The 14,505-nt window shown below is 43.1% G+C and carries 10 protein-coding genes; 9 read left to right on the top strand and 1 reads right to left on the bottom strand.

Annotated elements, in window-relative coordinates:
• Positions 1-24: 24 nt before the first annotated feature.
• The 7 genes from P159_RS0102795 to P159_RS0102765 all read left to right on the top strand — a co-directional run bounded on the left by P159_RS0102795 (position 25) and on the right by P159_RS0102765 (position 9,028).
• Positions 25-1,428, top strand: coding sequence for a glycosyltransferase (locus tag P159_RS0102795; RefSeq protein WP_029541209.1), 1,404 nt, complete (start codon positions 25-27; stop codon positions 1,426-1,428).
• An 18-nt stretch (positions 1,429-1,446) separates the two neighbouring features.
• Positions 1,447-2,709, top strand: coding sequence for a glycosyltransferase (locus tag P159_RS0102790; RefSeq protein ID WP_029541208.1), 1,263 nt, complete (start codon positions 1,447-1,449; stop codon positions 2,707-2,709).
• Positions 2,710-2,727: 18 nt separating this feature from the next.
• Positions 2,728-3,915, top strand: a complete 1,188-nt coding sequence (locus P159_RS0102785) for a glycosyltransferase (RefSeq protein ID WP_029541207.1) — start codon at positions 2,728-2,730, stop codon at positions 3,913-3,915.
• An 11-nt stretch (positions 3,916-3,926) separates the two neighbouring features.
• Positions 3,927-4,625, top strand: coding sequence for a methyltransferase domain-containing protein (locus P159_RS0102780; protein ID WP_051650064.1), 699 nt, complete (start codon positions 3,927-3,929; stop codon positions 4,623-4,625).
• A gap of 50 nt (positions 4,626-4,675) precedes the next feature.
• Positions 4,676-6,019 carry a glycosyltransferase gene (locus P159_RS0102775; protein WP_029541201.1) on the top strand — a complete coding sequence of 448 codons (1,344 nt, stop codon included), beginning with the start codon at positions 4,676-4,678 and terminating at the stop codon, positions 6,017-6,019.
• 16 nt (positions 6,020-6,035) lie between these two features.
• On the top strand, positions 6,036-7,625 hold the full coding sequence (locus tag P159_RS0102770) for a hypothetical protein (protein WP_080705885.1): 1,590 nt from the start codon (positions 6,036-6,038) through the stop codon (positions 7,623-7,625).
• 167 nt (positions 7,626-7,792) lie between these two features.
• A complete protein-coding gene (locus tag P159_RS0102765) occupies positions 7,793-9,028 on the top strand; it encodes a glycosyltransferase family 9 protein (protein WP_185753582.1) in 1,236 nt (411 codons plus the stop codon).
• Between the two features lie 118 nt (positions 9,029-9,146).
• Here P159_RS0102765 and P159_RS0102760 read toward each other — a convergent pair whose 3' ends face one another.
• The gene (locus tag P159_RS0102760) at positions 9,147-10,823 is read right to left on the bottom strand and encodes an AAA family ATPase (protein WP_221174043.1); all 1,677 of its coding nucleotides are present in this window, start codon (positions 10,821-10,823) and stop codon (positions 9,147-9,149) included.
• An 88-nt stretch (positions 10,824-10,911) separates the two neighbouring features.
• Between P159_RS0102760 and P159_RS0102755 the strand changes: the two genes are divergently transcribed.
• The gene (locus P159_RS0102755) at positions 10,912-13,299 is read left to right on the top strand and encodes a glycosyltransferase family 2 protein (RefSeq protein WP_029541192.1); all 2,388 of its coding nucleotides are present in this window, start codon (positions 10,912-10,914) and stop codon (positions 13,297-13,299) included.
• A 164-nt stretch (positions 13,300-13,463) separates the two neighbouring features.
• Complete coding sequence (gene hrcA / locus P159_RS0102750) at positions 13,464-14,498, top strand: heat-inducible transcriptional repressor HrcA (RefSeq protein WP_185753581.1); 1,035 nt, start codon at positions 13,464-13,466, stop codon at positions 14,496-14,498.
• Positions 14,499-14,505: the final 7 nt, after the last annotated feature.

Here is a 14,505-nt window from a genome sequence, read left to right as displayed (position 1 = left end):
ATTACTATTGGAGGGGTGAACGACATGGAACAAGATGAAAGAAAAATAGAAGTGCTTTATGCATTGGTGGACAAGAAAGGTACTTATAGTAAACTAGCAGGGACTTCAATATGTTCATTGTTTGAAAATACAAAAGAAAAGGTTCGTATACATTTGTTTCATGATGGGAGCATAAAAGGAAAAAACAAATTAAACTTTGAAAAATTAGCATTGGATTATAAGCAAGAGATTGTTTTATACAATGTAAGAAAGTTATTGCCGAAAGTGTGGAAAGAAGCAGAAAAAATCAAGAAAGAAGCTATAAGGGATGCTAGATTTACAGAGGCAACGCTGTATAGACTTCTTGCACCAGAAATATTATCGAGTAATATCTCACGTTTGATTTATATTGATGCAGATACTATAGTGCATATTGATATAAAGAAACTTTGGGAGGAAAAAATTGGTGAAAATGGCATGGCGGCTGTTAGAGAGAATGATTTATTGATGCAGTACGGTATGCACGGTACAGGGGTTGGAGAAGAACTGCAGAAATTATTGGATTATTGGGAAAGTCTGGGGGAGAAAATTGATGAATGTTTTAATGCAGGAATTCTCTTGATGGATTTGGATAAAATACGACCTATGGGTAATTTACTGCTAAAAGGATTGAAGGTTGCATTGAATTGCGATGCTGATAATAATTTCTATGATCAGAATATCTTGAACTTTTATTTTGCTAGAAAAGTGACACCTTTGCCATGGTACTATAATATTCTTCAGCATTGGGAGAGGGAATTTAAAGGACCGAGGGAAGTCGAGGGTATATATCATTATATGGGTAGAAGCCTTAAGATGGATGAACATGATGTAAGAGATACATTGTACTATGATTATTTTTTGAAAACTCCTTGGGCAAACGGCAAATTTTTATGCAGTTTTTATCATAAGATGGAAGAAATATATTTGTGGCGTACATCTCAAAAAATAATTTCATTGCGGAAAATTATAGGTTCGCTGGCAAAGAAGAAACTGGTTTTAGCGGTGAGTGATGAAAAGAAATATTTGGTCAGTCATTTGATAACAAAACCGGAAGACTTCGATTATCATATAGAGGAAGCGGCTAATTTGAATCCCAAAATAAGAGACGGGAAAACAGTAGTGAAAAAGAGTAATGTTAGGGCAAAAAAACAAGGCAAATTTATAATTCCAGATGATGTCTGTTATTATCCATTAGGAGAAGAGGGGCGTTTTAATCTCAATTTGCCGTATGATGTTGATGAGTACTATTACCTCTTTTTTGTCAATAATTATGTGGAATTGAAGGTTATGTTGGAACAGGCTGGGTTGGAAGAAGAAGGAAATTATATGGATGGTAATATATTTATTGAAGATACACCAGGAACAGGTGGTCTCACAAATCCTACCAAATTGTTTGAGATGCTGTGAAAAGGGAGGCGAGTAAGTTTGAAAGAAAATATCATAGATATTCTTTATGCATTAAAAGACAGAAATGGGAATTACAGTAAATTAGTAGGGACATCTATATGTTCTCTATTAGAAAATACAAATTCTCGAATTAGGATTCATGTTTTTCATGATGGCAGTGTTTGTGGCAAGAACCGCGAATGTCTAGAACAGCTGGTCGAAGTTTACCAGCAACGAATAAAGTTTTATAATGTAAGGGAACTTCTTGTGGATGTGTGGGAAGAGGCAGAACGAATCTTGCCAAAAGCGATTAGCGATTCACGTTTTACAGAAGCAACTTTGTACCGCTTGCTTGCACCACAGATACTGTCGAATATTGAACGTTTAATATATTTGGATGCAGATACTGTGGTTAACATTGATATCATAAAATTATGGCAAGAAAGAATTGGCCCTTCTGGATTAGCGGCAGTTCGTGAAGCAGATGTGATAAAACACTTTGAATTGAAGAGATTAGATTCACCTTTCCAACAGACTGTTGAAGATATGTCTGCTGGTGGTGTGAATATAGATAATTGCTTCAATGCTGGAGTTTTGCTTATGAATTTACATATCTTGCGAAAAAGGGGGAATTTGTTGCTGGATGGTTTTAGAATGTTGACTGGTATTAGTGATGAAACAAATTTTTATGACCAAAATATTCTAAATTATTACTTTGCTAAGGATTTGACACCTTTGCCGAGTAGGTATAATTTGTTACAGTATTGGGATAAAAAGAATGGAAATACAAAGACGATAGAGGGGATATATCATTATTCAGGTCATAGCTTGACACTCAATCCTAAAGACGAACGTGACACTATGTACTGGAATTACTTTTTAAAGACTCCTTGGGCTGACGGAGAATTTTTTTGTCGCTTTTTTAGTGAATTTAGAAAGTTATATCAATTAACAGGCAGCACAACTTTCAAAAAGATACGTGCTGTATTATCAGCTATAGGTGGTAAAACTTTGGTAGTAGTCTATGCCGATGGCTTTGGTTCTAGTGTTCATAAATTGTTTAATGAAAATACGATTTATTGCCAAGCGGGGCAAGGAAATTCCTTGCAGTTGCGTTTTGAATATGATGTGGAAACTCATTTCTATTTGTTATTTTTGCCAGATTACCCCAAAATTAAAGTAATGCTTGAAAAAGCAGGTTTAGTAGAGGGAGAGCATTTTTTGGATGGGGATATGTTCCTAGAGAATAGAAAGCTGGTAGATGACTTGTATACTATCCAAGAGATTTTCGAGGGTATGTAATATCGAGGTGATGTACATATGGCGGCAGAAAAAATCAATGTTTGTTATGCACTGTCTGATACAGATGGAGGTTACACGAAGATAGCAGGAACATCTATTTGTTCGTTGCTAGATAATACATCGGGAAATGTAATAGTTCATATTCTGCATGATGGTACTTTAAATAAAAGAAATGTTGATTACTTGTACGGACTTGTTGAAGAAAAGTACAAGCAAAAACTTGTCTTGCATGATGTGAGTACATCTTATTCAGATCTATGGGAAAGAATCAACGGCATCATTCCAAAACTCGCAAATTCCAGATTAAGCATAGCAACATTTTTTAGGCTAATTATGGGGGAGGTCCTCTCATCAGAAAAACGTATTATTTATTTGGATGCTGATACTATTGTCAATATGGACGTTCGTGAATTATGGCATGAAAAAACAGGGCCTAATGGTATAGGAGCAGCAGCAGATCCTTTTATACAGAAATATCATCATAATATAACGCGTAATGCTATTGTACCTCAGAAAGAATATTTCAATGCCGGAGTACTGCTGGTGGATTTAGATAAATTTAGATTAGTAGAAGATTTGACGGACAAGGCATTGTCTTTTTTGATGAGACATGATCCTGATTATTTGGATCAAGATATACTTAATTATTATTTTCCTCGTAGCTGTGTGTTGGATGGTAAATATAATGCAGTTGTTTGGATGGAGCAGGAATCTCACAAGAGTGTGGGTAAATGTATATATCATTACGTCAATAACTGCTTGGGGTTTGAAATGAGAGATGAGTATAATGCTCTTTTTTATAGATATTTTTCTAAAACTCCATGGTGTGATGAAATATTTATAGGCAATATGAGTCGTATGATAGAATATGTAAGATTTGAAATATTGGATTTGGGAAATAAATGCGCAAATAAGCGAAGAATTGTTGTTGGGTTAGATAGTGCAAGGGATAGCATTTGTAATATGCTGATGCTACGAGAAGATGAGTTGTTTATACCGTTTGAGAAGATGGAGGAGTATATATTTGATTTTAATAAGAATAAAGATGTTTTATTGATTGCGCTGAATCAGCCAGAGTATGAATCTATGAGAGAAAACCTTAAATCCCTTGAGCTGACAGAAGATATTCATTTCTTCAATTTGCTTCAAAAACTTGGTATAGAAAAAAGCAATACTAAAGAGTATAATTTGTTCTTAAAATGTTAGGGGGATAGGGAATGGGTACATATGACGAAAAGTTTTATCGGTCACAAAAAGATGGAAGTTATGAATCTGCGAGGATAGTAATACCTTTAGTTAAAGGATTTATTAATCCGCGTACGGTAGTTGATATGGGGTGTGGTCTGGGAACGTGGCTGGCTGTTTGGAAGTCTGAGGGTTCCCAGGTATATGGTGTGGATGGTGATTATGTAGATAGAAATATGCTTTATATTGAAGAAGAAGAGTTTATGGCGGCAGATTTATCTAAAAACTTTGTAAATGTGAGTCAAAAAGCAGATTTGGTTGAGTCCCTTGAAGTGGCAGAACATCTCCCTAAAGAGAGAGCCGTTGAGTTTGTACGCAATCTAACGGAAATAAGTGATGTGGTGTTATTTTCAGCGGCAATACCTTTCCAAGGTGGGACAAATCACATCAATGAGCAGTGGCAGTCCTATTGGGCAGATATATTTTACAATTTCGGTTATGTTCCCATAGATTGTATTCGTCCACAAAAAGATAAATTGCAAGGATGCATTATTTGTTATGCTCAAAATATGATTATTTATGCCAGAGAAACTACATTGTCTCAGCATCCCTTGCTACTGGATTATTATTTGAAGCATCGTGAATGTCAGGTATTGGATTATGTTGATCCGCAGATGTTCATGAATACTATTGACTGGTTTATAAAGTTGCTTCCAAATAAAAATTCTTGACAATAAGTCGGCAAGAATATTATATGGTATTAATTCGGGAGGCAATGCAGATGACTGGTAATGATGCAATAATAGACATTCTCTATGCAATGGTGGATAAAAATGGAAATTACAGCAAGGTGGTGGGAACATCTATCTGTTCTCTTTTGGAAAATACCAGTGAGAAGGTGAGAATACATATTTTTCATGATGGCAGTATTTCAGAAAAGAATAAAAGTAAGTTTGAGGAATTGGTGAATTGCTATGGGCAAAGAATACTTTTTTATAATGTACGTAAAATAATACCAAAGTTATGGGAAGAAGCTGAAGAAATTTTTCCCAAGGCCATTCATGATGCACACTTTACAGAAGCTACGCTTTACAGGCTTTTGGCTCCAGATTTGCTCCCAAGAGAATTGGGCCGCATAATCTATCTAGATGCAGACACTATTGTAAACATAGATGTTAAAGAAATTTGGCAGGAAGAAATAGGAATTGCGGGGTTATCTGCTGTAAGGGAATCGGATATTTTAACACATTATGGAGTGAAAGCCGAAGGGGAGGCACAGGATATTCTTTCGAGGCGTATGGGGGATAAAGGTGTTTCGTTGACAACGTATTTTAATGCAGGTGTTTTGTTGATTGATTTAAGAAAACTAAGATGTAAGGAAAATTTATTGATAGAAGGCCTCAAAATATTGGCAGAGCATCCTGATGAAAGTGAATTTTATGATCAGAGTATACTGAATTATTATTTCGCTGCTGATGTGACTCCTTTACCTTGGTATTATAACATTTTGATTAATTGGGATAAAGATTACGGCAAGCCCTGTGAGGTTCGGGGCATATATCATTATTTAGGTCATCATCTTGGACTTGATAAAGATGATCCGAGAGATTTGCTTTATTTTAAATATTTTCTCAAGACGCCTTGGTGCACACCTGAATTTTTTTGTCAATTCTTTGATACATTCACTCAAGTGTTTAAGGGGTACTATGCACCTATGGTAATAAATAAGACTATCCTCCTACGGCAAATGGCAAGTGTTCTTTGTCATAAGTCTTTGGTCATTGCCTCGACTAGCGAATTTATGCCCAAAGTAATAAATATGCTAAAAAATCCATGCACATTAGATGGCAGTGAATTTTCTATGAACGATAGTGTGGATCCTTTTAAAAGGGAATATCGTATATGTTTTCTAGGCACAAATGAACATTTGAAATTGGAACTGAGTTATGATGTTGAAAAGCATCTATATCTTTTTTTTGTACCAGATTATCCGCGTATAAATAGTTTGCTATCTTCAGCTGGATTGAAGGAAGGCTTAGATTATCTAGACGGTGCATCCTTGCTAGATGAATATATATGCTTAGATTTATCAGTGAAGCCGCAAATTGTGTTTGAAAAACTGTGAGTATAAGCGGGGAATTATGATGGTAGACTCTGTTGAAGTGAGAGGTTTTTTTGTTGTATATGAACGAGCCTTGGGATTGTTCAAGCAGAAAGCTTATGACGAAGCCTGGCAATTATTGGAGAGTTATTACCAGCAAACAGGCGCAAAGTCACTTGTGTCAGAACTTTTAAAGTCACATATTCTATGGGAACAGAAAAAGTATGTATCTACGATTGTCCAGCTGAAGGCATTGCTGAGGGAGTATGCCACCAGCGAAGATAAAAAGAGATTGGCTGGTGCTTTTAGCATTTTGGGGGGGACATATGCCAGACTAGGACAGAGTGAGAAGGCTGTAGAATCTTATATGAAATCGGCACAACTTGAGCCAGAAATACCACAAAAGCTTGTGGAAATCAGTAATGCCTTATTTGTGGCTAATGCAATAGAGAATTTGTCATCGGATAGATTACAGGAAGTTTACCGACTGTATAGGTATTACCTAAAGAAGATGAAAATAGAGGCATATCCTTTACCACAATGGCAGCATGAAAAAATTCGTATAGGTTATCTTTCCGCGGATTTGATGGACCATGCAGTAGGGCAGTTTGTTCGCCCTTTTTTCTTTGATTTTGATAGAAGATTTTTCAAGGTGTATGTTTTTCAACTTAATAAAAAAAGTGATTTTGTAACGGAAGATTTGCAGAGCGCACCAGTTTATTGGAGAAATATTGCTGGCAAGAATTTTGATGAAATCGCCAGTGATATACGGCGTGATGAAATTGATATCTTGGTTGAACTTGGGGGGCATACGGGAAATAATGCTTTGCCGGTCTTAGCTTACCGGGCTGCTAAAATACAGATTTCTGGGATTGGCTATTTTAATAGTACAGGTATTTCGGAGTGCGACGGTTTTTTATCAGATATATATTGCGCTCCAGAGGAATATTCTCCCTACTTTACAGAAAAACTCCTCAGATTGCCACATACTCATTTTTGTTATTGCCCTTATAAGAAATTTCCTCAGGTTGTGCCACCGCCCTGCCTAAGAAATGGGTATGTCACATTTGGTTCCTTTAATAATTTCGTTAAGGTCAATGATGGTATGCTGAGTCTGTGGAGGGAAATTTTGGCTCAAGTTCCTAGTTCTAGATTGATGCTTAAGCATCAGCTTTTGAGTACAGATGAGGGGCGTGATTATACAATTAGACGTTTGAAGAGTCTGAAGATGCCTTTGGAACGCATCGAGTTGAGGAGCTATTCGGTAGATTATTTACAGGAATATGGAGAGATTGACATTGCACTGGATACCTCACCTTATCCTGGCGGACTTACAACCTGCGAAGCTTTGTACATGGGGGTTCCGCTGGTGTCCTTGTGCGGCAATCGTCACGGAGCGAGGTTTGGGGAGAGTTTCTTAAGGAATTTGGGTATGGGGGAACTATCAGCCGATTGCGGGGGGAAGTATGTGGCCATTGCAGTAGAGTTAGCCAGTGATTATGAATTTTTGTCAATATTGCGTAGCAGACTAAGGCAGATGATGCAAGAATCTCCATTGATGGATAGACATGCCTATATGCGAGATGTAGAAGAGTTATATAAAAATTTGCAGGAAGATGTCGTACAATGAAAAGCTCCAGTTGGTGTAGGAGCACAGTTGTTTTTGCAGAAGATTGTGCTGTATTGCAAAGTCATTGCCGAATGTTTGAGAGTGAGGGAAAAGGTGTGGATACAGCGGTTGAGAGAATGTTGGCGGCTGAGAGGAATTTTTTTGAAAGGCATAGAGGGGAGACTTCTTTGCCCTTGGCGTCTTTGACCTGCGAGTTGGAACCTGCATTTCGTGAGAACGGCTGGCGGGAGACTGGGGAGGTTTCATCTATTCTGCTTCTGCATAGTGAAGCCAACGGCGATTTTATTATGTCCTCAGCTTTGATAAGAGAAATCAAGAGAAAATATCCCAAAGCTTTTGTCACTTTGCTGGTGCCAGAAAACAGCAGAGAACTGGCGGAGAAATCTCCTTATGTGAATGAAGTGAAAGTGAGATGTGATTCGTATAGTTTTGAAAATTGGCAGGATTATGTGGCTGCCTTTTTGGAAGAATTACCAAAAATTTTAGCACACCGTTACTCTTTGGGCTTTACCTGGAACGAAGCTCGTGGAGCAAATGATAAACTATGGCTGTATCTGGCAGGTGTCCGGGAACGTGTCGGCTATGGGCCCTATGTTTTTGAAGGAGCAGAAATGAAGCCGGAGGCTAAACTCTGGTATGATATGCTGACGCTTGCTGTGCCGAGGAATAGGGGCGAAGTTTTGCGTGATTCGGAGAAGGCTTTGCGGCTTTTGGAAGCGCTGACGGGAAAGACAGTAGAGGACAGGTCGCTGGAGGTCTGGACCGATGAGGAAGATGAAAAGACGGCTACGGCGGTATTGAGAAGTCTGCGTGTCAGGGGCTACCGGCAAATTTATGCTCTGATGCCGGGGGTGAGCGAGGAGCGGAGACGCTGGCCGGTGGACCGGTGGGCCAGATTGTCAGAGGCAATTTTAGCCAGAGAGCCAAGGACAGCGATAGTGATATTGGGGGGGCCTAGGGAACAGAGAATTGCTCATTGGCTGGAAGAAGAATTGAATAAAAATTTTCGGGGCAGGGTGGTATCAGTAGCAGGTCGGCTCACTTTTAGGGGAACAGCTGCTCTTTTGAAGCGTTGCCAGAAGTACCTGGGAAATGATACGGGAGCAGTGCATCTTTCGGTAGCTCAGAAGGTGCCTGTTCTGGTGGCTTATGCCTATCCGTTGGATTTGAAGCTATATAGTGTTTCCATGCCCGTCCGCTTCGCCCCCTGGGGTGTGCCTGCCGTGCAGGTCTTCCCTAAAGAGCACCGTGATGACTGCCATGATATTGACGGCCCCGGCTGCAGCCGGAAGGATGAGGCCCACTGCATATTGGGCATCAGCGTGGAGACCATGCTGTATGCCTATGAAGCCTTGAATATGCAGATAGCCAAGGGGGCACAGAAGCCTATAAGATTTTGCTAAGACCTGCTGCCAATAAAAAAGCTCCCGCTTTGGCGGGAGTGTGGGTTAGAATAAATCTGAGTGTGTGCCTGCGCGTGAGGCAGTCAATATTAGATAAAAGAAAATTTGTAGTTATTAGTTATATTTTTGCTGCTATATGGCTTTTTTTGCCGCAGAAGGCTATGCCGTACTGCCATACTTGCTCTATTCCTTTATTGCGGAACTCGGCCATGTAGTCCATGCTTTCAATTTGGGTGAGGGCTGCTTCGGCCATTTTAGGCAAGGCTGCTTCGCTTTCTGCTACCTTGAATTCCATGATAACACCATTTTGGTGTTTCCGATTCGGGAAGATTGCTATGTCGAATCTGCCATAACCGCTTTCCCGGTTCGAGCGGACTGTGTAATCAGGCAATAGAAGAGCCAGCAGGCCCAGGAGAAAGCCGTGGTAGAAGTTCTCCCGGTTGGCGGTGTCATAGTAACTTGCCAATGTTTCCAGATACTCATTGAGTCTGGCAGAGAATTCCTCTACATTGCCGGATAGGAGATTGTCCATCATGCTCAGGAGATTAGGCTGGCCATCCATAGATTCTATGCGTTCCAATATTTCCTTGGCGTAAACGGCGCGGATTTCTTGGTTGGGGATGCGCAGGCGGGCTGAAAGGGTGAAACCTGTCAGGCTAGGTTGGGAGACCGGGGTCAGATAGCCGGTGGTGAGGAGCATAGTGTAGAGAGCGTTGCGACTTTTGCTGATATCGGTATATATGATGCTTTCGTCAATCCTGGCAGTGATTGAGCCGCCGCGTAGCAAGGTATAAAGCTCTTTTTCCTGTTTTTTATCGATATGTTTCAATAAATCGTTAAGTATGGTGTTGCCAGAGGTGTTCAACCAATAGAGAGCAGGCTGGCAGTTATGGAGTATGTAGTTGATGACTGACCAGGGATTATAGATTTCCTGCCCCGAAAAATTGTAACCGTCATACCAGTCTTTGATTTCTTCCAGTTTTTGGGGACAATTGAAATCAGTTGCTACTTGCTCAATTTCATGATAGTCAAATCCCATGGCGGATTGATATCTGCCAGAAACAACGCTGGCAATTTCAAGATTGTTCAGGGAACTGAAGATGCTTTCCTTGGCAATCCTAAGCACACCGGTTATTACTGCGAAGTCCAGACTTGGGTTCGATTTCAATGCGGAGCTAAGGTAATTGCGCATGAATTCAATGGCTTCATCGTAGTAATCGTGGTCAAAAGCATATTGTATGGGGGCGTCATATTCGTCTATCAGCAATAAGACAGCTTTTTGGTGATACCGTTGCAGCCAAACGGTCAGTTTTTTCAGGGAAAGCTGAAGATCTACACTGTCTGCTTGGCGAGTGACTATCGAATGGAAGTATTCACGATCATATTCATTTAGGCAGTCACTGTCCAGAAGATAGCTGTGCAGAGCATACAGATCCTGCATGAGAGAACTGAAACTTCTCATCATGCGTGTGAAGTCCACTTGCTTGATATCTTTTAAGCTGAGGAAAATGGTAGGCTTGGTGCCTTGATGTTTCATGTATTTTTCACCAGCTGTTTCAACTTTGCAACCTTTGAACAGATTTCTGTTAGCGCCTGCGTCCTCCATGGTAAAGAAGTAGTACAGCATGCTCATAGCCAAAGTCTTGCCGAAGCGTCGTGGGCGTGTGATGAGGGTCACTTTGCTGTGACCGTCAATAAGAGCTTTGATAAAGTCTGTCTTATCAACATAATAGTACTCTTCCCGCACCTGGCGAAAATCGTCTACGCCTACGGGCATGACATAATTCTGCTTCACAATACGACACCTCCTGGTAATTGGATTCATAGGATAATTTTATATCAATAGCATAGCAAACGCAACGCATAAGCGTGGAGGTAGCTCTATGGTTAACCTTTCTGCCTGTGTCATAGTGAAAAATGAGGAGAAGCATCTGCCTCGCTGGCTGGCTTGTGTGCGGCAGCTGGCAGATGAGCTTATCGTGGTGGATACTGGTTCTGAGGACAGGACGGTGGAGATAGCTGAGGCTGGGGGAGCGCGGGTATTTAGTTTTCCCTGGCGGGATGATTTTTCTGCGGCCAAGAATTTTGCTCTGGAGCAGGCCACGGGGAAGTGGATTCTCTTTTTGGATGCGGATGAGTATTTTCCTCCTGAGTCCATTTCCAGGGTGCGTTCTCTTTTGGAGGAGACGGACAGGGATATCAGGACGGCGGGGATTCTTTGTCGGTGGGTGAATTTTGATGAAGACAATGGCATGCAGCTGCAGAGCGCTGCGGTGCAGCTGCGGCTTTTCCGCAATTTGCGGGGACTGCGGTACAAGGGGCGTATCCATGAGGCGCTGGATGTCCCCCAGCGCTACAAGGTGCTGGCCACCAAGGAAATTGAAATACACCATACGGGCTATTCCCAGAACATAGCTGCGGACAAATTGCTCAGAAATCGTCGCTTGCTTTTGAGAGATATAGAAGAAGCGGGAGGAAAGGCTTCTTTGCAGCAGAAAAAATATCTCCTTGACTGTGCCTACGGTCTGAAGGAGTGGGAGGAAACCTGCCGCCTGGCGGAGGAAATACTGAGTGCGGAGGACAGGGAGCAGGAGATTTCTACGGATAATCTGGCAGGGCTGTATAGCGCCTATCTCTCAAGTCTTATGCGACTGGACAGTCCTTTGTCTGAAATAGAAAAAGTGACTGAGGCGGCGGAAGTTGCTCTGCCTATGTCCGCAGAGTTTCCCTGGATGCTGGGGCTTTATCTGCATGAAAAGAAAGAGCCGGGGGCGCAGGAGCTTTTGCGCAGGGGCCTTTCCATATATGAAAGCTGCCAAAGTCTGGAGACCACAAAGGATTTTGCTGCCCTGGGGGCAAATGCGGCGTACCTTTTGCCCCTGGTGGGGGAAGTACTGAAGGAGTACGGGGGAGATATGTTTATTTCTGCTTGTGTGATAGTGAAAAACGAGGCAGAGAACCTGCCTAAGTGGCTGGCTTCTGTGAGAACTTTTGCCGATGAAATGATAGTGGTGGATACGGGTTCAGAGGATAATAGCAAGGAACTAGCTAGGGCAGCAGGCGCCAAGGTCTTTGATTTCCAGTGGATAAATGATTTTGCTGCCGCCAAGAACTTTGCCATAGGGAAGGCTAGTGGCCGCTGGATTGTCTTTCCTGATGCTGATGAGTATTTTGATGAGGCCTCGCAGCAGCGCATACCTGCCTTGTTGAAAGAGTTGGAGGGCAGGAACATATTAGGGGTTACCTGCCCTTTGATCAATATAGATAAGGACGATAACAACCGGGTCATGGAAGCTATCGTGCAGTTGCGGATCTTCCGCAATCTGCCCCAGCTCAGATATCAGGGGTATATCCATGAAGTCCTGGCGGGGATTCCCCAGCAGAGCATCTATCTGGCCCGTGAGCTGACAGTCTACCACACGGGCTATTCCTCCCGGCAGCAGCTGAAGAAGTTCACACGCAACCTGGAGATGCTGGAGGCAGGACGGCAGCAGTATGGTGACTCCCCCGGGGAGTGGCACTATTTCATGGATACTTACTATGGCTTGCGGGACTATGAGAAGGCCATGGTGTATGCAAAAAAGATCATCGAAGAACCAAATCTTCCCCCACATGACCGCAAGAATGCCTGGGAGACCTGGGCCAGTAGCTGTCTCAAGGGGGGACATACCATACGGGAGGCATTGGTGCCTTTGGAAGGTGGGCTGAAGGAGTATCCGAGATTCTACCGCCTGCAGGCTATGAAAGGGCTGTGCCTCTTCGAAGCACGGCTTTATGAGGAAGCGGAGCAAATCCTGCGAAAGGCTTTAGACGGGGAGGAAGAACTGAGCAAATCTCAGGGGGATGAGGCTGTCACTGACAGTTCCCGCAGGCTGCTGCCCCATATCCACGCCCGTTTGGGAGAGATGGCATATATGGGAGGAAGGGAAGATGAAGCTCTGAATGAGTATCTGGCTGCCCTGCAGCTGAGCCGCCACTTGCCAGATATCCTGCGTGCCTTTCAGTCGCTCTTGCAGAAGCAGGGCATAGGTGCTGCTGATCAAATTGAGCTTTTGGGTGGTTTGTACAGCGGCAGGGAGGATATGATCTTCCTGGCAGAGAACCTCACCCCCCGGGCAGGGCAGGTGTGGCTTTATTATAGGAAGAAGGCTGGGCTGGCTGTGGAGGAGGCGGATTCCTTCCTGATTGGCGGGCATATACCTGCGGCGGCTTTGGAAGCTGGCAGAGTTTTAGGGGCCTGCCGAAGAGTGCGGAACTGGGCAGGAGGCTGAGTGTGTTTGACAGGTGTCTTCATCTGAAGCAGATGGGGACACTTATTTTTTGACTTTTTGATTTTTCTATTGACTTTTTGTTTTATGCGGTGTATATTCTTATTAGATTCAATTTAGCACTCATTTAACGAGAGTGCTAACAGGACCCGGCGGGGAGGTGAGGGGTGCCAATGGAACTGGATGCACGCAAGCAAAAAGTGCTGAAGGCCATTATTGATGACTACATCGAATCGGCTGAACCGGTTGGTTCCCGTACCCTTGCCCGCAAGCATGATTTGGGGGTTAGCCCCGCCACCATCCGCAATGAGATGGCGGATTTGGAGATGCTGGGTTACCTGGAGCATCTGCACACTTCTTCGGGGCGGGTGCCCTCATCCAAGGGATACCGCTTCTATGTGAATGGGCTGATTCCGCCGAAGCCGGTCAGCGATGAGGAAAAGAAACTCATCAACGACTGGTATCAGGCAAGGGTTCGTCGCATTGACGAGGTGTTCCAGGAGACTGCCAGGATCATTTCCAAGGTGACGAAGAACGTCTCCCTGGTGTTGGCACCTCAGCTGACCCAGGCCAGGTTCCGGGTGCTGCAGTTCCTGCCCCTGGATGACAGGCGGGTCATCACGGTGCTGATGACGGATGCAGGCTTTGTGGAAAACAAGATTGTGGAGATGCCGGATGGCGCTACTTTCGAAGATTTCCAGCGCATGGCTGCTGTCATCAACAAGAATCTGGCGGGCAAGTCTCTTTCTGCCATCTCTCCTGACAGGCTGCTGCCTATCCGGGATGAGATTGGGGACGAGGGCTTGTACGAATCTGCCCTTGAAGTGGTGAATCGGGCGCTGGACTCAGGCAAGCAGGAAAGGCTTTACCTGGGAGGCACCACTCAGATGCTGACACAGCCTGAGTTCCACGATGTGGAGAAGGTCAAGCACACTTTGATGATGCTTGAGGAGGAGGAACTTATCAAGGATATCCTCCACGCCCACATGGGAGACGGCCTGGAGGTCACCATCGGCCAGGAAAATGAGGATTCCCACATGAAGGACAGCAGCATCATCACGGCCACGTATCATCTGAACGGGGAGCTTCTGGGCACCATTGCAGTGCTGGGACCTACCCGCATGGAGTACGCCAAGGCCATGAGCCTGCTGGAATATATGAATGACAATCTTACCGAGGTCATCAGAAAGTACAACTGGTGAAGCGGTA

This window comes from Selenomonas sp. AB3002, from assembly GCF_000702545.1.
Taxonomy (GTDB): Bacteria; Bacillota; Negativicutes; order Selenomonadales; family Selenomonadaceae; genus Selenomonas_B; species Selenomonas_B ruminantium_A.
This window is presented reverse-complemented; position numbering and strand designations above follow the sequence as displayed.